Below are 17728 nucleotides of genomic sequence, written 5' to 3' on the forward strand. Positions count from 1 at the left end.
TCGACGGGAATCCGCGTTCGACCGTGGCGAGTTGGGCCGGGCCGGGTTCGGCCCTTTCGACCGGCGGAACGAATCGTTCTTCGCTGCGCCGGGCGGTGGCGCGGTGCGGCCGATGGGGCGGGGCTGCTCACCTCGGCGGTGGCGCCGGCGTCCGGCATCCCGGCGGGCCGGGCTCGCCGGCCACCCCGGTGGTGTATCCGTCGCCGGTGTCGGTGGGAAGTCGACGACCCGGCGGTGCTCTACGCGGTGGTGGCCGGTCGGCCGGCACTCTCGCTGATGGTGGTCAGGACGAGTTGGCGCAACCGGCGCATCCCGGCGGGCACGCCGACGGTCCCGGCGTCGGTGAACACCACCAGGCCGGCGGTGAACGACATGGTCAACTCGCCCAGTTCCAAGGCCAGTTCCTGCGGATCGGGGACGCCGCACGCGCGCGCGACCGGCTCGATCACGGCGATCAACCCGGTGCGGACCCGGTCGCGGGCCTCGGACACCAGTCGCGTGATGGTCGCGTCTCCGTCCTCCTGCAACTGCAGCAGGAACATCAGTCGCATGAACGGCATCTGATCACTGATCACGTGCGCGGCGGCGTCGTAGAAGGCGCCGAGCCGGTCGAGCGGATCGCCGGGCAGGTCGTCCACGGCCGGCAGCGACGCGAAGAACAATCCGGAGGAACGCTCGAACACCGCCGCCAGCAGGCCGTACTTGTTGGTGAAGTGGTGGTAGATCGATCCCACGGGGAAGCCGGACGCCTGGCAGACCTGGCCGACGGTGACGTTCGCGTAGCCCCGGGTGCCGAACAGACGCTCTGCCGCGTCCAGGATCCGGTCCCGGTTCGCGTTCGTCTTGTCCATGGGCGACACCCTACCCAGCGGCTGGGATCAGGTGGGCGGCCGAGCCGGCCGGAATCGATCGGGAGATCGCGGCGGCCGTGTGACGCAGCGGGTTCACCAGGACGGTTCCGCTGCCCGCAGCCGCCGCGAAGGCGACGGACACCGCCGCGACGGCCCGGCCCGCGACCAGTATCGGTACCGCCACGCAGGCCAACCCGTCGACGGCCTCCTCCCGGTCGACGGCGTAACCGTCGACGCGCACGGCGGCCAGTTCCCGGCGCAGGGCCGGCACCGAGGTGAGCGACCGGGCGGTGCGGGGCGCCGGCGGCGCGGCCGACACCTCGGCGATCGTGCGGTCCGTGGAGAACGCCAACATCGCCTTGCCGATCGCCGTACACCGGGCCGGCAATCGACCCCCGACCAGCGCCGGGGAACGGTCGTATCGGCGGCCGCGAAGCTTTTCCAGGTACACCGCGTCCGCGTCGCGCAGGATCGCGAGGTGCAGCGTCTGCCCGGTCACCCGGTGCAGTTCCTCCAAATGCACCAGGGCCGCGTCGCGCAACGCCACCTCCGGGGGCAGGGTTCCGAGCGAGAACATCCGCAGACCCATCCGGTAGCCGTCGCTGTGCTGCTCGATCGCGCCGACCTCGAGCAACATCGCCAACACCCGATGGGCGGTGGACTTGGGCAGCCCACTGCGGCGCACGATCTGCGCGAGGGTCAGTACGCGCCGGCTGTGACTGAAGACGCCCAACACCCGAAACGCCTTCCACAACACCGACGGCGCCAACGTGTCCCCGCCACCGAGCCCGATCTCCGCCGCGGTCCCGCCGGCCACGCCCCTGTCCTCGTCCATGTCCACGTCCCGACTCCGCTCACCGAAAACTCTAGAATCAAGACTCTAGAATCCAGATTCTAGTCACGGTAACCGCAGCCCCCGGACGGGTCAACCCGGGCGCGGGGGTGTCGCATCGTCGCGACTGCCGTGGATGTCGTCCTCGGCCTCGGGGTGTGTCGCGTACGGATTCGGCGCGTCGTCCGCGAGTACGCCCACGAACGGTTCACCCTCGCCCGCGAAGGTGTACGCACCGCCTTCGATGCGCTCGATCAGGCCGCGCGTCCATTCCGCGCCGGCGTCGGCCGAGTGCACCCACATGTTCATGATCTCGCCGATGTGCCCCAGTTGTTCGAGCCCTTCCTTCGGCGTGTAGTACTCGGTGACCGAGGACCGCCACCGCTCGAGCCCCGCGACCCTCTCCTCGAGGAGTGCGACGGCCTCGGCTCGCGGCAGGTCGACGATGAAGCCGATGCCGGCCGAGAGCACGTCGGTCTTCTGCTCGTGCGAACTCAGGGCCTCGCGAAGCAGGGTGAAGTACTCCTCGGTTCCCTTGTCGTTGATCTCGTACTCGACGCGGGGCGGGCCGCCCACGGTGCTCGGGGCGACGTCGTGCGCGACGAGGAGTCCCTGCTTCGCCATCTGCTTGAGCGCGTGGTAGATCGAGCCCGGCTTGGCGTTGGACCACTCGTGGGCCCCCCAGAACTCCAGGTCGTTGCGCACCTGGTAGCCGTGCGCTCGTCCGTGCTGGCGGACCGCGCCAAGAATCAGCAGCCGGATCGCCGACATGCGCATCTCCTCTCCGGGCAATTTTTACCGAAATCACTATACAAGTTTGACTAGCGACGTGGCGCCGACCGCCATCGCGATGTAATCAAGTTTGACTAGCCGCTCGAAACGTCGTACCTTGCGTCTCTAGTCAAGTTTGACCACTGACTCATGGAGGCTGACTTGCCCGAGCACGATCCGGCGATCGTCGTCGAAGGACTGCGCAAGAGGTACGGGGACAAGCAGGCCCTCGACGGCCTCGATCTCACCGTCCGCGCCGGGACCGTACAGGGGATCCTCGGCCCGAACGGCGCCGGCAAGACCACGGCCGTACGCATCATGTCCACGCTGCTGCGCCCCGACGAGGGACGGGTCGAGGTGGCGGGAATCGACGTCCGGACCCGGGCCGACGAGGTGCGCGCACGCATCGGGCTGCTCGGCCAGAACGCGGCGGTCGACGAAGAGCTCGGCGGCCGCCAGAACCTGGAGATGTTCGGCCGTCTCCACCATCTCGGCGCCCGCCGAGCCCGCGCCCGGGCCGACGAACTCCTGGCCCGGTTCGGGCTCGCGGACACCGGCACCAAGGCCGTCAGGCAGTACAGCGGCGGCATGCGGCGACGGCTCGACCTGGCGGCGTCGCTCATCTCCCGGCCGCAGGTGCTCTTCCTGGACGAGCCCACGACCGGGCTCGACCCCCGCGGTCGCGCCGAGGTGTGGAACGCGGTGCGCTCGCTGGTGGACGGCGGCACCACCGTCCTGCTGACCACGCAATACCTGCAGGAGGCCGACCAGTTGGCCGATCGGATAGCGGTGATCGACCACGGAAGGGTCATCGCGGAGGGCACGGCGGACGAGCTGAAGTCCGAGACCGGCGGTGACCGCATCGACGTGGTCCTGCGCGACGCGGCCCAGTTGGCGCGTGCGGCCTCGCTCCTGCCCGGTGACGTGGTCGTCGACGAGGACCGGCGCATGGTCGGTGCCTCGATCACGGACCGGATGGCCGCGCTGACCGAGACCATGCGGGTGCTGGAGGCGGCCGGCATCGAGGCCGAGGACATCGTGGTGCGCCGACCGACGCTCGACGAGGTCTTCATGCACCTGACGAGGGAGGACGCCATATGAGTGCGACATCCGGTGCGGACACGGCGTACGGTACGGGCTCGAAGCCGATCTGGGCGATCATCGACTCCTGGACGATGACCAGGCGCGAACTGGCCCGCTGGGCGCGCCAACCCGTGCAGGTGGTCGTCGGCCTGGTCTTCCCGGTCATGATGCTGCTGATGTTCGGCTACCTGATCGGCGGCGGACGAGGCGTCGCCGGGGACTTCAGGACCTACCTGGTGCCCGGCATGCTCACCATGACCATGGCGTTCGGCCTCGAGGCGACGATGCTCTCGGTCACCCGGGACCTCGACAAAGGGGTCGTCGACCGGTTCCGTTCGATGCCCATGAACTCCGGCGCGGTCCTGGTCGGGCGAAGCATCGCGGACATGCTGCAGTCGGCCGTCGGCCTGATCGTGATGATCGCGGTCGGATACGCCATCGGCTGGCGCACCCACGAGGGATTCGCTCCCTTCCTGGGCGCGGTGGGACTGCTGTTGTTGCTGCGGTTCGCGATGTTGTGGGTCGGCATCCACCTGGCGATGGTCGCGGGCCGGCCGGAGTTGGTGCAGGCGGTGCAGATCCTGGTCTGGCCGCTCGGATTCCTTTCCAACGCCATCGCCTCGCCCGAGTCGATGCCGTCGTGGCTGGGCGCGATCGTGGAGTGGAACCCGATGTCCGCGACGGCCACCGCTGTGCGCGATCTGTTCGGCAACCCGGGCGCGGGTGGCGACTCCTGGGCCGCGACCCACGCGGAACTCCTCGCGGTCGCCTGGCCGGTGGCGTTGATCGCGGTGTTCTCCCCACTGGCGGTCGGGCGGTTCCGGGACCTGAGCCGCTGACGACGAACCCGTGATCGCCCCGGGCGGACCCCCACACCGGGTCCGCCCGGGGCGCGCGAAGCCTCACGCGAGGCGTTGCGCCAGCGCGCGTCCGGCCGCGCGGCCGGAGAAGATGCAGCCGCCGAGGAAGGTGCCCTCCAGGGCGTTGTAGCCGTGGACGCCCCCGCCGCCGAAGCCGGCTGCCTCGCCGGCCGCGTACAGGCCCGGGATCACCTCGCCGTCCGGGCGCAGCGCCCGTGCGTCGAGGTCGGTTTCCAGGCCGCCGAGGCTCTTGCGGGTGAGGATGTGCAGGCGTACGGCGATCAGGGGGCCGTGTGCGGGGTCGAGGAAGCGGTGCGGTTTGACGACGCGGGTGATCTTGTCGGGCAGGTAGGCGCGGGCGTTGCGGATCGACATCAGTTGGAGGTCCTTGCCGTACGGGTTGGCCGCCTCGCGGTCGCGGGCCAGCACCTCGCGCTCGATGTCGGCGTAGTCGAGCGGGGTGTCGGGGGTGAGCGCGTTCATCCCGTCGACGAGGGCGCGCAGGTCGTGGCGGACCACGAAGTCCTCGCCGTGGTCGAGGAAGGCCTGTACCGGACCCGGCGCGCCCTTCTTGACCCGGGAGAGGGCGAGTTTGAGGTCCTTGCCGGTGATGTCGGGGTTCTGTTCGGACCCGGAGAGCGCGAATTCCTTCTCCACAATGGTGCGGGTGAGCACGAACCAGGTGTGGTGGTGTCCGGTGGCGCCGATGTGGCGCAGTGTGGCGAGGGTGTCGTGGCCGGGGAACAGCGGGGCGGGCAGGCGTTTGCCGGTGGCGTCGAACCACAGCGAGGACGGGCCGGGGATGATCCGGATCGCGTGGTCGGGCCAGACGGGGTCCCAGTTTTTGATGCCCTCGGTGTAGTGCCACATGCGGTCCCGGTTGACCAGGGACGCCCCGGCGCGTTCGGCGGCGTCGAGCATCCGGCCGTCGACGTACGCGGGCACCCCGGTGATCATCTCGGCCGGGGCGGGGCCGAGCCGGTCGACCGGCCAGTGCGCGCGGACCCGTTCGTGGTCGCCGCCGATCCCGCCCGAGGTGATCACGACGGCCTGGGCGCGCAGTTCGAACTCCCCGGCCGCCTCGCGCGAGGAGCGCACGCCACGCGGCGCGTCGTCGGGTGCGAGCAGGGTCCCGCGCACACCGGTGACCGCGCCGTCCTCGACCACCAGGTCGTCGACCCGGTGCCGGAACCGGAAGTCCACCAGGCCGCGCTCGGCCGCCGCGAGCACCGGCTCACGAAACACCCGCACCACCTCGGGGCCGGTGCCCCAGGTCAGATGGAAACGCGGTACGGAGTTGCCGTGCCCGGTCGCGGTGCCACCGCCACGCTCCGCCCACCCGACGGCGGGGGTCAGCCGCAGGCCGAGACCGTGCAGGTAGGCCCGTTTGGCACCGGCGGCGAAGTCGACGTAGGCCTCGGCCCACCGGCGCGGCCACCGATCCTCACGCTCCCGATCGAAGCCCGCCGAGCCGAGCCAGTCGGCGAGGGCGAGTTCCCGCGAGTCCTTGATGCCCATACGGCGCTGCTCGGGACTGTCCACCAGGAACAGCCCGCCCAGCGACCAGAACGCCTGACCACCCAGATTGGCCTCGTTCTCCTGGTCCACCACGATCACCCGCCGCCCCGCACGGGTGAGTTCGTATGTGGCCACCAAGCCGGCCAGGCCGGCACCGACGACGATGACGTCCGCGTGGTCGATCACAGCGGAACCTCCTTGGAAGATCTCGGATGGACCCAACGCGCCTGGACGCGGAGGTATGCAGCCATCATCGTGCCGCCTCACCCGGGTGGGAGTCGCGGACGCGGTCGAACCCGACGACGAGATCGTCGGCCCGGACGCCCGCCGGAGGTGCGGGTCCGGGCCGTGGTCACAGCTTGAATGCCTTTCGGGGGTTGACCGTGACCAGGTCCACGGCCGTTTCCATTGCCTCGTCCTCGTCCAGACGGTGTTCGGCGACCAGTTCGCCGAGGTAGCCGCAGTCCAGTCGCCGTGACATGTCGTGGCGGGCGGGGATCGAGCAGAAGGCTCGGGTGTCGTCGACGAAGCCGGACGTCCGGGAGAATCCCGCCGTCTCGGTGACCGCGCGGCGGAACCGGCGGATGGCGTCGGGGGCGTCGAGGAACCACCACGGGGCGCCGGCGTACACCGAGGGGTAGAAGCCGGCCAGCGGGGCGATCTCCCGGGTGAAGACGGTCTCGTCGAGGGTGAACAGGATCAGGTGGAATCCTTCGGCGGTTCCGTACCTGTGCAGGAGCGGACGCAGGGCGTCGGTGAACTCGGCGCGCAGCGGGATGTCATGACCGGTGTCGGGGCCGTACCGGTGGTGGGTGGGCTCGTGGTGGTTGCGGCGCACGGACGGGTGCAGGGTCATCACGAGGCCGTCGTCGCAGGACATGCGGGCCATCTCCAGGAGCATGTGCCGCCGGAAGGCAACGCCCTCGGCCCGGCTCGCCGTGCCCCGCAGAGCGGCGCGGTAGATGCGGGCGGCCTCGCCGGGGGTCAGCGGTTCGGTGCCCACGTCGGGGTGGCTGTGGTCGGCGGAGGTGGCGCCGTGCGCGATGAAGTGGCGTCGTCGGTCCTCCAACGCCCGGATGTAGCCGTCGTAGTCCGAGGTGTCGATGTCCGCGGCCTCGCCCAGGCGCGCCACGGCCGCCGCCCAATCCGCACCGGGTTCCAGGTAGCGGTCGGGTCGGAACGTGGGCAGGACTCGCGCCGTCCACTCGGGGTCGGCGGCCAGTGCCCGGTGTGCCGCCAGATCGTCCGCGGGGTCGTCGGTGGTGGCCAGCACCTCGATGCCGAAGCGGCGGAACAGCGCCCGAGGGTGGTACGCCGGGTCGGCCAGCCGCGCGGCGATCGCGTCGTAGATCCGGTCGGCCGTGGCCGCGGCGGGGCGCTCGGTCACGCCGAAGATCTCGACGAGTTCCGCCTCCATCCAGTAGCGGACGGGGGTGCCCCGGAAGGCGGCCCAGTTCCCACACATCGCGCGCCACGCCCGGCGGGCCTGCGCTTCGGGCAACGGCCCCTGTCCCACGCCGAGTTCGTCCAGCGGGACGCCGCAGGCGTGGAGCAGGCGCGTGACGTAGTGATCGGTGGAGATCAGCAGGCTCGCCGGATCGTTGAACGGCCGGTCGTCGACGAGCAGGCGAGGGTCCACGTGACCGTGCGGCGACAGGATCGGCAGGTCGCGGACGGCTTCGTAGAGCCGGCGGGCGACGGCGCGTGCCGGTGCGTCGACGGGCAGGAGCCGGTCGGGATGGAGTGAGGAGGGCATACCCGAATGGTCGTCGGCGGCCGCGGCGCGCGGCAATCGGTTGTCATGTGTTGCCACGAGGCGGGACTCGTGCCGGCCGACCCCTATGTCGCGGCGCCGGCCGCGGGCGTGAGGGGTGCCGCGATCTGCGCGGCGAGGTGCCCGGCCCCGAAGCCGTTGTCGATGTTGACGACCGCGACCCCGGGGCTGCACGCGTTGAGCATCGACAGCAGGGGGGCCAGGCCGCCGAAGGCCGCTCCGTAGCCGACGGAGGTCGGCACCGCGACGACGGGCGCGGCGACCAGCCCCGCCACCACGCTGGGCAGCGCGCCGTCCATGCCCGCGGCGACCACCACGACCCGGGCGGAACGCAGCAGGTCGAGCATGCCGATCACACGGTGGAGTCCGGCCACGCCCACGTCCACGGCCAGCTCGCAGCGCCGGCCCAGGTAGCGGGCGGTCAACTCGGCCTCCAACGCCACCGGGAGATCGGAGGTGCCCGCCGCCAACACGACCACGAGACCTCCCTCCGGAGCGGGCGGTACGGGCGGCCACACCAGCAGCCGGGCCTGCGACTCGTGCCGGGCGTCGGGCAGTTCGGCGAGCACGGCCCGCGCGTGCTCGGGGCCGGCGCGGGTGAACAGGGCCGGCGCCCGGCCGTGTTCGCGCAGCTCGGCGGCGATCGCGCCCACCTGCTCCGGGGTCTTGCCCTCGCAGAAGATCGCCTCCGGATATCCCCTGCGGTCGATCCGCTCGTGGTCCAGACGTGCGAACGATTCGGTCGTGTCAGCCATGGCGAACTCCGATCAGGGAAAGTGTGAAGGCGCCCGATTGCAGGCCCGCGAGATCGACGGCGACCATCCGGAACCCGGCGGCCCGGACCACCGCCAGAGCCGCCTCGCGCAGCTCGCCCGCGAGCGCCCCGATCTCGGCGACGGGCACCTCGATCCGGGCGACGTCGCCGTGGTGACGGACCCGGCAGTCGCTGAAACCCAGCCCCGCAGCCCCCGTTCCGCCGCCTCGACCTGTCCCAGCTTGTCCGGTGTGACCTCGCTGAAGTGCGGGATCCGCGAGGCCAGACAGGGCGCGGCCGGCTTGTCCGCGCACGGCAGGCCCAGCGCGGCGGCGATCCGGCGCACCGCCGCCTTGTCCAGCCCCGCGTCGGCGAGCGGGCGCGACACCCGGTGGCGCACGGCGGCCTCGGCACCGGGGCGATCCACACGCACCACGTCGTCGGCGTTCTCCCCGTAGGCCACGGCCGTCAGGCCGTGCGCCCGGACCACCTCGGCGGAAATGCGGGAGAACAACTCGTCCTTGCAGTGGAAGCACCGGTCGGGGCCGTTGGCCCGGTACGCCGGCAGGTCGCCCTCCCGGGTGGCCACCTCGACCACGCGCGCCCCGATCGTCGCGGCGACACGCAGGGCCGCCGTGTGCTCGTCCGCGGCGAGGCTGGGCGAGACGCCGAGCACCGCGACCACGCGGTCGGCGCCCAGCGCTCGCACGGCCAGGGCCAACAGCACGGAGGAGTCCACTCCCCCGGAGAAGGCCACGCCGAGTCGGCCGGGCGTGTGCAGCAGTGCGCCGACGCGGTCGACGGCCTCGGCGTCGGTGTCGGACAGTCCCGGGAGCATGACGTGCTTCTCCTGTTCGCGGTTGGTTCGCCGGTGTTCCGCCGTCGGGTCCGCACCGACGTGTGCGCGGCCACGTCCGCCCCGCGTATGCCCGCGGCCGGCGCGTCCGCGGCGCATGTCCGCGCCGATGACGACGACTTCGGTCAGTCGAGTTCCCAGGCCCGGGCGGTGAGCGCCTCGACCAGTTCGGTGTCCCCGGCCAGAGCGGGATCGAGGAAGGTCAGCACCGCGTGCACGGCCTCGGCCGGCGATCCGGTGAGCACCGGTGCGGCGCCGTCGCGTACGGGGATCCCGTTGCTTCCGAGCAGGTGCAGCATCCACGCGGCGAGAACGCGGACCGCGCCGGGCGGCATCGCGCCGGACGCCCGCTCGGCGTAGAGCGTCGGAAGCACGCGCACCGGGATCTTCTGCGCCCCGTCCTCGGCGATCTTGGCGAGGGTGTGCCGGATGCGCGGATTCGCGAAGCGGTCCGTCAGCGCGTCCCGGTAGGCGGTCAGCACGGTTTCCGGGAAGTCCAGGTGGGCCGAGGCCTCGTCCCACCATTCGCGCACCCAGACCCGGCAGACCGGATCGGCCACGGCCTCGGCGACGGTGGCGTGCCCGCGCAGCGGCGCCGCGTACGCCAACAACGAGTGGGCGCCGTTGAGCAGCGACAGTTTGCGTTCCTCGTACGGCGTGACGTCGGCGACGAAGCGGGCCCCCGCGTCCTCCCAGCGGGGCCGCCCCGCCGGGAACTCGCCGCTGAGCACCCACTCGGTGAACGGCTCGGTGACGACGGGGGCCTCGTCGGCGCGCCCGGTCGCCTCACGGACGGCGGCCACGTCGTCCGGGGTGGTCCACGGGGTGATCCGGTCGACCATGGTGGCGACGTACGAGGCGTGCGCGGCCGCCTCGCGCCATGCGGGGCGCCCGATCGTGTCGGCCAGTTCGCCGACCATCCGCGCGGTGACCTCGCCGTTGCCCGGCAGGTTGTCGCAGGGCACGACGGCCACGGGGCCGCCGCCCGCGCGCCGCCTGGCGGCCAGCCCGGCCAGCAGCCGTGCGGCGACCGTCGACACCGGGGCCGTCGGATCGGCGCGCAGTGCGGCGACGTCGGCGCTCACATCGGCGCGGCGGGTGTCCAGGCCGCCCCCGGGGGCGCGGGCGTACGCCGCCTCGGTGACCGTCAGGGTGACCACCGCGAGTTCCGGCCGGCGCCAGTGCTCCAGCCATGCGGCGTGGTCGCCGCCGGGGTGCGCCGAGGTGAGTGAACCGACCACCTCGAGGCGGTCGCGGTCGGGGCCGCGGGTGACCAACGTGTAGAGCCCGTCCTGGGCGGTCAGCCGCTCGGCGATCGTGGTGCTGCGCCCGGTGAACGCGGCGATCCCCCACCGGTCGGCGTCTCCGGCGTGCTCCGTGTACCAGGCTTGATGGGCTCGGAAGAAGCCGCCCAGGCCGAGGTGCAGCATGCGCACCGGCGCGGCGGGGCGTGCGTCGACCGCGCGGGACAGCGGCCGGGTCACGGGTCGGGGGCTTGGCATGACGGCATGCTCGCCGCCGCCGACCCGGCGCGGCAACCGGTTGCCATGTGTTGCCCCGGGCACTTGCACCGGGTCGGACGCCATGATCCCCTGGCCGCCATGACAGCACAGATCGGTGGGCCGGGCACCGTCCTGGCCGAGGACCGGGTGCGAGCCTTCGTCGCCGAACAACTGGCCGGCGAGGACCTCGACGGCCGGAGCGTTTGCCTGGTCGTACCCGACGGCACCCGCAGCTGCCCGCTTCCGCTGCTGCTCGCGGCGGTGCACGAGGCACTGTACGGCCGGGTCTCCCGGTTGACGGTGCTGGTCGCGTTGGGTACGCACGCGCCGATGGGCGAAGCCGAACTGGCCGCCCACATCCCGCCGTTGCCGGGCATGACCGTCCTCAACCACGAGTGGTGGGAGCCGTCGACGTTCGCCTCGGTCGGCACGATCGGCGCGGAGCGGGTGGCCGAGTTGTCCGGCGGCCTGCTGCGCCAAGGGGTCGACGTACGCCTGAACCGGGCCGTCGTGGAGCACGACGTGGCCCTGGTCGTCGGCCCGGTGTTCCCGCACGAGGTGGTCGGCTTCTCGGGTGGGGACAAGTACTTCTTCCCGGGCGTCGCGGGCGCCGACATCATCGACCTGTCGCACTGGCTCGGGGCCCTGATCACCAGCGCGGAGATCATCGGCACGCGCGGCATCACCCCGGTGCGCGCGCTGATCCACGAGGCGGCAGCGCTGATTCCGAGCCGCCGGCGCGCGTTGTGCGTCGTGGTCGAATCCGGCACCGGGGCACTGCACTCGATGGCGTACGGGACGCCGGAGGCGGCCTGGTCGGCGGCGGCCGACGTGTCCGCGCAGGTCCACGTGCGCTACCTGGACGCCCCCGTGCGGCGGGTGTTGTCCGTGATCCCGGAGAAGTACGAGGACATCTGGACCGCGGCGAAGGGCTTCTACAAGCTCGAACCGGTCGTCGCGGACGGCGGCGAGGTCATCCTGTACGCGCCGCACGTGCGGACGATCGCCGCGATGCACCCGGAGATCGAGCGGATCGGCTACCACTGCCGCGACTACTTCACCAAGCAGTGGGACCGCTTCAAGCACCTGCACTGGGGCGTCCTGGCGCACTCCACACACCTGCGCGGCGCGGGTACGTACGACGAAGTGCACGGCGAGCGCTGCCGGTTGACCGTCACCCTCGCGACCGGCATTCCCGAAGACGTCGTCCGCGGCGCGAACCTCGGCCATCTGGACCCCGCCGCCGTGGACTTCGCGGCGTTCGCGGCCGACCCGGACACCCTCGTCGTGCCGCAGGCCGGCGAGATCCTGCATCGGTTGCGCCCGTGAGGGCCGCGTGGGTCGACGCCTCCGCCGGCATCGCCGGGGACATGCTGCTCGCCGCCCTCGTCGACGCCGGGGCCGCGTTGGACGCCGTGCGGGCGGCGGTGGAGGCCGTGGTCCCGGGCGAAGTACGCCTGGAGCGGACGCAGGTCACCCGCGCCGGCATGCGGGCGACGCGGATCGAGGTGACGCCGAGCGCGCACGACCACGCACACCGCACGTGGCGGGAGGTACGGCGCCTGATCGAGCAGGCGCCCCTGGCCGATCCGGTCCGCACGTCGGCGCTGGCCGCCTTCGCCCGCCTCGCCGTCGCCGAGGCACACGTACACGGCACCTCCCCGGAGGAGGTGCACTTCCACGAGGTGGGTGCCTGGGACTCCATCGCCGACGTCGTCGGTGTGTGTGCCGCGCTGCACGACCTCACCGTGACCGAACTGACAGCGGGTCCCGTGGCGTTGGGCTTCGGCCGCGTCACCACCGCGCACGGCGAACTGCCCGTCCCCGCCCCCGCGGTGGCCGAACTCGCGGCCGAATGGCAGGTGTTCGCGGGCGGCGAGGGCGAACTCGCCACCCCCACGGGCCTGGCACTGCTCACCACGCTGGCCCGCGAGTGCGCGCCTTTGCCGCACCTGCGGCTCGAGCGCACCGGTGTCGGGGCCGGCGGCCGGGACATCCCCGGACGCCCCAACGTCACCCGCGTCTTCCTCGGCACCCCGGTGCCGGCGACGACCGCGGACGCCGCCGAAGCCGTCGTCCTGGAAACCAACATCGACGACCTGGACCCGCGCGTGTGGCCCGGCGTCCTCGCCTCGCTCATGGAGGCCGGCGCCTCGGACGCCTGGCTGACCCCGATCCTGATGAAGAAGGGCCGCCCCGCGCACACGCTCTCCGTCCTGTGCCCACCGCGGGAGGTCGAACCCCTGCGCGACGCGGTCTTCCGCCTCACCACCACCCTGGGCGTCCGCGAACGGCCGGTCCGCAAGACCGAGCTGCGACGGGGCTGGACCCTCGTGGACGTCCTCGGCGACCGCCTGCCCGTCAAGGTGGGCCACCGCGGCGGCAGAATCCTCCAGGCGACCCCCGAGTTCGCGCCCGCCGCCGCCCTCGCCGCCCGGCTCGGCCTTCCCGTCCACGTCGTCCTCGCCGCCGCCACCGCCGCCGCCCAGCGGGCGGCCCTGACCACCGGCGCCCCCACCCCGCGCACGCTCACCCCCGAACCCGCCTGATCCCGGAGCGCCGCCGCACGGTGGGTGGCGGCGGCGAAACGGGGTACAGTGCGCTGCCTCCCCATCCCGTGGGCGGCCGCGGCATCGTCCGACCACCGGTGTCGCCGCCCCGGGACCGGGGCCTTCCCGCGAGAACGGAAGTGAGATCGGGTGAGCGAGCGTGACGGCGCACCGACCGCCGCGACCGGTGGGAAGGCGCCGACGATCTACGACGTCGCCCGGGCCGCGGGAGTGGCCGCGTCCACCGTGTCCCGGGCGTTCGCCAGACCCGGCCGGGTCAACGCGGCGACCGCGGAGCGCATCCGGCGGGTGGCCGCGGAACTCGGCTACCGGGTCAATCCGTTGGCGTCGGGATTGCCCACCGGCCGCACCTCGATGCTCGCGCTGGTGGTCTCCGACGTGACCAACCCGTTCTACGCCGAGATCATCCGGGGAGCCGAGTCCGCCGCCGCCGAGGCCGGCTTCGTGCTCCTGCTGATCGACGCCCAGGAGAGCGACCGGGTGGAACGCGCCAGCCTGGAAAGGGCGTTGCCCGCCGTCGAGGGGCTCGTCCTGGCGGGTACCCGCCTGTCGGACTCGGCCATCCGGATGACCGCGAAGCAGCGGCCGGTGGTCGTGCTCAACCGCGACGTCGCCGACGTGCCCAGCATCACCCTGGACAACCCGCACGGCATGCTCGTGACCGCGGAACACCTGGCCCGGTTGGGCCATCGCACGGTGACCTACGTGGCCGGCCCCGAGGCCTCGTGGGCGGACGGGATGCGGTTGCGGAGCCTGCGCGAGGCGGCGACCGGGCTGGGCCTGCGGGTGCAGCGCGTGGGCCCGTTCGCGCCGACGGTCGCGGGCGGTCGCGAAGCCGCCGACGCGCTCCCCCAGGACCTGCCGACCGCCGTCGTGGCCTACAACGACCAACTGGCGATCGGGGTCGTGCTCGCCCTCCAGGCGCGCGGCGTGCGGGTTCCCCGGGACGTCAGCGTGGTCGGCTTCGACGACATCTTCCCGACCCGCATCGTGCGGCCCGGGCTGACCACCGTCGCCGCCCCGCTGCGCGCCCAGGGACGGGCCGCCGTCGACGCGCTGCTGTCCTCGCGCGGCAAACCGGCACCGCGCACCGGCAAGCCCATGACCCTGCCGGTCAAGCTGGTCGTCCGCGACTCGACGGCCCGGGCCCGGCGCGGCCCGCGTCGGAGCGGGTAGAGCGGTACGCGGTCCCGGAGTCGGCTACCGCCGCGCGTCGTGGGCGGCGGGAGCGACCTCGGCAAGCCACGCGTCGGCGATCAGCCGATGTCCCAGCGGGCTCGGGTGCACCCCGTCCGGGGCCAACTCCGCCGACTCCCGCTCCCGCGCCGCGCGGGGCAGCAGGAGGTCGGCGCGAACCACCCGGGCCGCGTTGCGCTCGGCCGCCCGCAGCACGGCGTCGGTACGCGGCGACAGGTCTTCGAACCAGCGTTCCTGCTCCGGCCCGACCGGGAGCAGGAACGGGGTGATGACGACCAGCCGTGCGGACGACTTGTGCGCGGTGGCCGCGAGCAGCCGGTCGAGGCACGCCTCGAACTCGTGGATCGGACTGGGCAGGTCGCGGTCGTAGCGTCGCCAGGTGTCGTTGATGCCGATCTTGACCGTGACGACCGTGGGCCCGTGGTCCAGGACGTCGGTGCTCCAGCGGGATTCGAGGTCGTACACGCGGTTGCCGTTGATCCCCCTGTTGACGACGCGGGGGCCGGGCCCGTGCCGCGCCCGCTCGCGCAGGGTCCGGGCGATCTCGTGCACGTACCCCCCACCGAGCGACGCGGGATCCGCGCGGTCGCGGCCCGCGTCGGTGATGGAGTCGCCGATGAACAGGAGCGTGTCGTCGTCCGTGAAATGCATGCCTGCCGTCCTGGCGTCGATGGGTGGGGCGGGTGACGGGACATCCCGCTCCTGGCCCGCCGGATCACAGTCTCGACCATGTCGGGTCGAGGGGTTCATCCCGCGGCGCGCCTCAGCGTCCGGGCCTCGCGCGCCAGCACGGCGGGGTCGTCGCCGGGGACGAACTCCAGGAGCGCTTCTACGCCCCGGCCCGCCTGCAGGCCCAGGGCCGCGACCCACAGGTCCCGGCGGTCCGCGAGCGGCAGCCGGTTGTTGCCCGGCCACCACGAGAAGACGTGTACGGCGGTGACCCGTTCGCCGAGTGCGACGAGCCCGGCCAGCGCTTCCTCGTCGGGAGTGTTCTGCGGCGGCTGCCAGTACGTGCGGACGTTGTCCGCGTCCACCTCGTCGAGCAGCCGAAGGGTCGAGGCCACGGTGTCGGTGAGCGTGTTGCCGTGGAATTCCGTCGCGAGTTCCAAGCCGTGGTCGGCGGCGATCCGGGCCGCCTCCCGCAGGCCGCGTACGGTGGTGCGCCGCTCCTCCGGCAGGGCCTCGCGCGATCCGGTCGCGCCCGCCCAGACCCGTATCCGGGGAGCCCCCAGCAGCACGGCGGCCCGGGCGACGGCCGGAAATCCGGCCAGTTCGGCGGGAGTGGCGCGAAAGTACGAGCCGTAGGAGCAGCAGACCAGCCCGTGGCGGGCGGAGACCTCACGGACCGCGCGGACCGCGCCGGGCTCCCCCGCGGGCGCGTGTACGTCCGCTCCCCACTCGATCACCTCCAGGCCCGCGTCGACCGCGAGGCGCGCGACCTCGGCGGCGGGCAGCCGGCGGAAGGTGACCGAGCACAGGCCCGGCCGGATCCGCCCGGCGTCCGGCGCGGCCGACGGGCGGAGCGGGGGGCGCTCCACCGCGCTCCGTTGGCTCTCCTCGGTCATGGCCCTGCCTTCCTGCGGTCGGCCCGTGGCTGGTCTGCGGGGTGCGGAGCGGTCCGCCCGGACGGGGCCGGGCGGACCGCTTCGGATGCACGGGCGGGGTCGGATGGACGTACCGGTCGGGGGTGCGGTGCCCCGTCACCGGTGGTGGCTCAGGGAGCGTTCGGGCCCACGTCCGCGGCGGTGAGCGGGTGCCGGAGTGCGGGACCCGTCGAATACTCGTCGGCACCGATGTCCCGTACGCTGCCGCGCTGGTCGCCGTCGATGTCGTCGGCCACGGCCGTGCTGCCGGTGGCCGCGCCGATCGCCGGGCTGCCCGCCGTCAGCCGCAACACGCCGTCCGCGCCCTGGGCGAGCCGGGGGTCGGCCCGGGTGAAGCCGCCGGCGGGGATGTTGCCGTTGCCGGCCGCCCCCCACAGCAGGTTGCTCTTCCAGGTGAAGTTGGTGGTGGCCCCCATGGCGACGAGGTCGCCGGAGTCGCCGACCAGCAGGTTGTCGGCGATGGTCACGTCCCGCGGCTCGAACGCCCGCGTCTCGCCGGACAACATGCCGTTGTTGTCGATCAGGGTGTTGTGCGCGATCACGGTGCGGTCGCAGGCGTCGTTGCCCCGCCGCTGGGTCTCCGTCTCGCTCGGGTTGTGGTCACGGGTGCTGCCGCTGCCGACCACCAGGGCGCGGCCGGACAGACCGCTGAGGTAGTTGTTGACGATCACATGGTCGTTGCCGTAGATCCGCACCCCGTCGAAGCCGCCGATCAGGTAGTTGCCCTCGACCGTCGAGCCGTTGCCGTGGCGCAGCACGATGCCGCCCTTGCTGTCACGGATGGTGTTGTATCGGATGGTGTTGCCCGAGGACTTCACCGAGATGGCCTCGGGGTCGCCGTTGCAGCGCTCGAACAGGTTGTACTCGACCTTTCCGCCGGCGTTGGCCAGGGCCCGGCCGCTGACGCCGAAGCGGATCGGCTCGCCGCCGTTGTCCCCGGTGAAGCTGTGGTCGGAGAAGTGGTTGCGGAAGATCTGCACATTCTGCGCCATGTCGGTCTTGTTGGGACCGTCGACGACGACGAAGATGCCTGTGGTGGTCTTGTTGTGGAAGTGGTTCCGGTCGATCTTCGTGTCGTTCGCCCGGACGACGACCCAGTACGGATCGCCGTTGTCCGCGAACTGGAAGTCGTTGCGGGTCAGCCGGATCGCCGAGCAGTTCGTCGGGATCTCCAGCGTGGTGCTCTGCCGGAAGGCGAAGCCGCTGATCACGATGTTGGTCGAATTGCTCAACACGAAGCCGCGTTCGCCCCGCAGCACCACGCCGCCGCGCGTCTTCGACACGATGGTGATGGGTGCGGCGCTCGTGCCGTTCTTGCCGGAGATGTTGATCGAGCCGCCCGCCGGGACCGTGTAGGTTCCGTCGGCGACGACGATCCGGTCACCGGGCGCGGCGCCGTTGATCGCGCTTTGGAGCGCGCTGAGCGAGGTGACCGGTATATCGGCCGCCGACGCGCTGCCCGACAGCGAGGTGGTCAGGGGTACCGCGGCGAGTGCGGCCACGGCGGAGCCTTTGAGGAACGTGCGTCGTTGCATGGTGCCTCCTGGATCGAAGTG

16 protein-coding genes are annotated in these 17728 nt (G+C 72.3%); 5 read left to right on the forward strand and 11 right to left on the reverse strand.

Annotation, left to right across the window (positions count from 1 at the left end; all coding sequences use genetic code 11):
• Window positions 1-239 precede the first annotated feature (239 nt).
• The 3 genes from B4N89_RS42635 to B4N89_RS42645 all read right to left on the reverse strand — a co-directional run bounded on the left by B4N89_RS42635 (window position 240) and on the right by B4N89_RS42645 (window position 2454).
• Window positions 240-851: a TetR/AcrR family transcriptional regulator gene (locus B4N89_RS42635; RefSeq protein WP_143658291.1), complete on the reverse strand. Its 612-nt coding sequence runs from the start codon at window positions 849-851 to the stop codon at window positions 240-242.
• Between the two features lie 10 nt (window positions 852-861).
• On the reverse strand, window positions 862-1686 hold the full coding sequence (locus B4N89_RS42640; protein ID WP_078981993.1) for an IclR family transcriptional regulator: 825 nt from the start codon (window positions 1684-1686) through the stop codon (window positions 862-864).
• 90 nt (window positions 1687-1776) lie between these two features.
• The gene (locus tag B4N89_RS42645; RefSeq protein WP_078982388.1) at window positions 1777-2454 is read right to left on the reverse strand and encodes a PadR family transcriptional regulator; all 678 of its coding nucleotides are present in this window, start codon (window positions 2452-2454) and stop codon (window positions 1777-1779) included.
• Between the two features lie 150 nt (window positions 2455-2604).
• Between B4N89_RS42645 and B4N89_RS42650 the strand changes: the two genes are divergently transcribed.
• Both B4N89_RS42650 and B4N89_RS42655 read left to right on the forward strand, forming a co-directional pair.
• A complete protein-coding gene (locus B4N89_RS42650; protein ID WP_078981994.1) occupies window positions 2605-3555 on the forward strand; it encodes an ATP-binding cassette domain-containing protein in 951 nt (316 codons plus the stop codon).
• Complete coding sequence (locus B4N89_RS42655) at window positions 3552-4376, forward strand: ABC transporter permease (protein WP_078981995.1); 825 nt, start codon at window positions 3552-3554, stop codon at window positions 4374-4376. The genes B4N89_RS42650 and B4N89_RS42655 overlap by 4 nt, the downstream gene beginning before the upstream one ends.
• A gap of 63 nt (window positions 4377-4439) precedes the next feature.
• Here the strand turns inward: B4N89_RS42655 and B4N89_RS42660 are convergent, their stop codons facing one another.
• The 5 genes from B4N89_RS42660 to B4N89_RS42680 form a co-directional block, all read right to left on the reverse strand.
• Entirely contained in the window at window positions 4440-6101 is a 1662-nt protein-coding gene (locus tag B4N89_RS42660; RefSeq protein WP_078981996.1) for an FAD-binding dehydrogenase, read from the reverse strand.
• A gap of 166 nt (window positions 6102-6267) precedes the next feature.
• Complete coding sequence (uxaC, locus tag B4N89_RS42665; RefSeq protein ID WP_078981997.1) at window positions 6268-7671, reverse strand: glucuronate isomerase; 1404 nt, start codon at window positions 7669-7671, stop codon at window positions 6268-6270.
• A gap of 83 nt (window positions 7672-7754) precedes the next feature.
• Window positions 7755-8444: a nickel pincer cofactor biosynthesis protein LarB gene (gene larB / locus B4N89_RS42670; protein WP_078981998.1), complete on the reverse strand. Its 690-nt coding sequence runs from the start codon at window positions 8442-8444 to the stop codon at window positions 7755-7757.
• A 12-nt stretch (window positions 8445-8456) separates the two neighbouring features.
• Window positions 8457-9281, reverse strand: a complete 825-nt coding sequence (locus B4N89_RS42675) for an asparagine synthase-related protein (protein ID WP_201261161.1) — start codon at window positions 9279-9281, stop codon at window positions 8457-8459.
• A gap of 143 nt (window positions 9282-9424) precedes the next feature.
• Window positions 9425-10801 carry a mannitol dehydrogenase family protein gene (locus tag B4N89_RS42680; RefSeq protein WP_078982389.1) on the reverse strand — a complete coding sequence of 459 codons (1377 nt, stop codon included), beginning with the start codon at window positions 10799-10801 and terminating at the stop codon, window positions 9425-9427.
• A 99-nt stretch (window positions 10802-10900) separates the two neighbouring features.
• On the opposite strand from B4N89_RS42680, the gene B4N89_RS42685 reads away from it, so the two are divergent.
• The 3 genes from B4N89_RS42685 (at window position 10901) to B4N89_RS42695 (ending at window position 14547) form a co-directional block, all read left to right on the forward strand.
• Window positions 10901-12130, forward strand: a complete 1230-nt coding sequence (locus B4N89_RS42685; RefSeq protein ID WP_078981999.1) for a lactate racemase domain-containing protein — start codon at window positions 10901-10903, stop codon at window positions 12128-12130.
• Entirely contained in the window at window positions 12127-13350 is a 1224-nt protein-coding gene (larC, locus tag B4N89_RS42690; protein ID WP_078982000.1) for a nickel pincer cofactor biosynthesis protein LarC, read from the forward strand. The genes B4N89_RS42685 and larC overlap by 4 nt, the downstream gene beginning before the upstream one ends.
• A gap of 150 nt (window positions 13351-13500) precedes the next feature.
• Window positions 13501-14547 carry a LacI family DNA-binding transcriptional regulator gene (locus tag B4N89_RS42695; RefSeq protein WP_078982001.1) on the forward strand — a complete coding sequence of 349 codons (1047 nt, stop codon included), beginning with the start codon at window positions 13501-13503 and terminating at the stop codon, window positions 14545-14547.
• Between the two features lie 24 nt (window positions 14548-14571).
• On the opposite strand, the gene B4N89_RS42700 is transcribed toward B4N89_RS42695, so the two are convergent.
• The 3 genes from B4N89_RS42700 to B4N89_RS42710 form a co-directional block, all read right to left on the reverse strand.
• Window positions 14572-15219, reverse strand: a complete 648-nt coding sequence (locus B4N89_RS42700; protein ID WP_078982002.1) for an SGNH/GDSL hydrolase family protein — start codon at window positions 15217-15219, stop codon at window positions 14572-14574.
• 95 nt (window positions 15220-15314) lie between these two features.
• Window positions 15315-16133, reverse strand: a complete 819-nt coding sequence (locus B4N89_RS42705; protein ID WP_078982003.1) for a sugar phosphate isomerase/epimerase family protein — start codon at window positions 16131-16133, stop codon at window positions 15315-15317.
• 149 nt (window positions 16134-16282) lie between these two features.
• Window positions 16283-17707 carry a polysaccharide lyase 6 family protein gene (locus tag B4N89_RS42710; RefSeq protein ID WP_078982004.1) on the reverse strand — a complete coding sequence of 475 codons (1425 nt, stop codon included), beginning with the start codon at window positions 17705-17707 and terminating at the stop codon, window positions 16283-16285.
• Window positions 17708-17728 lie beyond the last annotated feature (21 nt).

Origin of the sequence: Embleya scabrispora (genome assembly GCF_002024165.1) — a bacterium.
GTDB classification, from domain to species: domain Bacteria; phylum Actinomycetota; class Actinomycetes; order Streptomycetales; family Streptomycetaceae; genus Embleya; species Embleya scabrispora_A.

Bases quoted from the DNA above. Each gene is read 5' to 3' on its own strand.
- B4N89_RS42700 (WP_078982002.1), bottom strand. From the start codon at position 15,219: ATGCATTTCACGGACGACGACACGCTCCTGTTCATCGGCGACTCCATC.
- B4N89_RS42685 (WP_078981999.1), top strand. From the start codon at position 10,901: ATGACAGCACAGATCGGTGGGCCGGGCACCGTCCTGGCCGAGGACCGG.
- B4N89_RS42640 (WP_078981993.1), bottom strand. From the start codon at position 1,686: ATGGACGAGGACAGGGGCGTGGCCGGCGGGACCGCGGCGGAGATCGGG.
- B4N89_RS42645 (WP_078982388.1), bottom strand. From the start codon at position 2,454: ATGTCGGCGATCCGGCTGCTGATTCTTGGCGCGGTCCGCCAGCACGGA.
- B4N89_RS42705 (WP_078982003.1), bottom strand. From the start codon at position 16,133: ATGACCGAGGAGAGCCAACGGAGCGCGGTGGAGCGCCCCCCGCTCCGC.
- B4N89_RS42680 (WP_078982389.1), bottom strand. From the start codon at position 10,801: ATGCCAAGCCCCCGACCCGTGACCCGGCCGCTGTCCCGCGCGGTCGAC.
- B4N89_RS42710 (WP_078982004.1), bottom strand. From the start codon at position 17,707: ATGCAACGACGCACGTTCCTCAAAGGCTCCGCCGTGGCCGCACTCGCC.
- B4N89_RS42655 (WP_078981995.1), top strand. From the start codon at position 3,552: ATGAGTGCGACATCCGGTGCGGACACGGCGTACGGTACGGGCTCGAAG.
- larB (WP_078981998.1), bottom strand. From the start codon at position 8,444: ATGGCTGACACGACCGAATCGTTCGCACGTCTGGACCACGAGCGGATC.
- B4N89_RS42635 (WP_143658291.1), bottom strand. From the start codon at position 851: ATGGACAAGACGAACGCGAACCGGGACCGGATCCTGGACGCGGCAGAG.
- B4N89_RS42650 (WP_078981994.1), top strand. From the start codon at position 2,605: ATGGAGGCTGACTTGCCCGAGCACGATCCGGCGATCGTCGTCGAAGGA.
- uxaC (WP_078981997.1), bottom strand. From the start codon at position 7,671: ATGCCCTCCTCACTCCATCCCGACCGGCTCCTGCCCGTCGACGCACCG.
- B4N89_RS42675 (WP_201261161.1), bottom strand. From the start codon at position 9,281: ATGCTCCCGGGACTGTCCGACACCGACGCCGAGGCCGTCGACCGCGTC.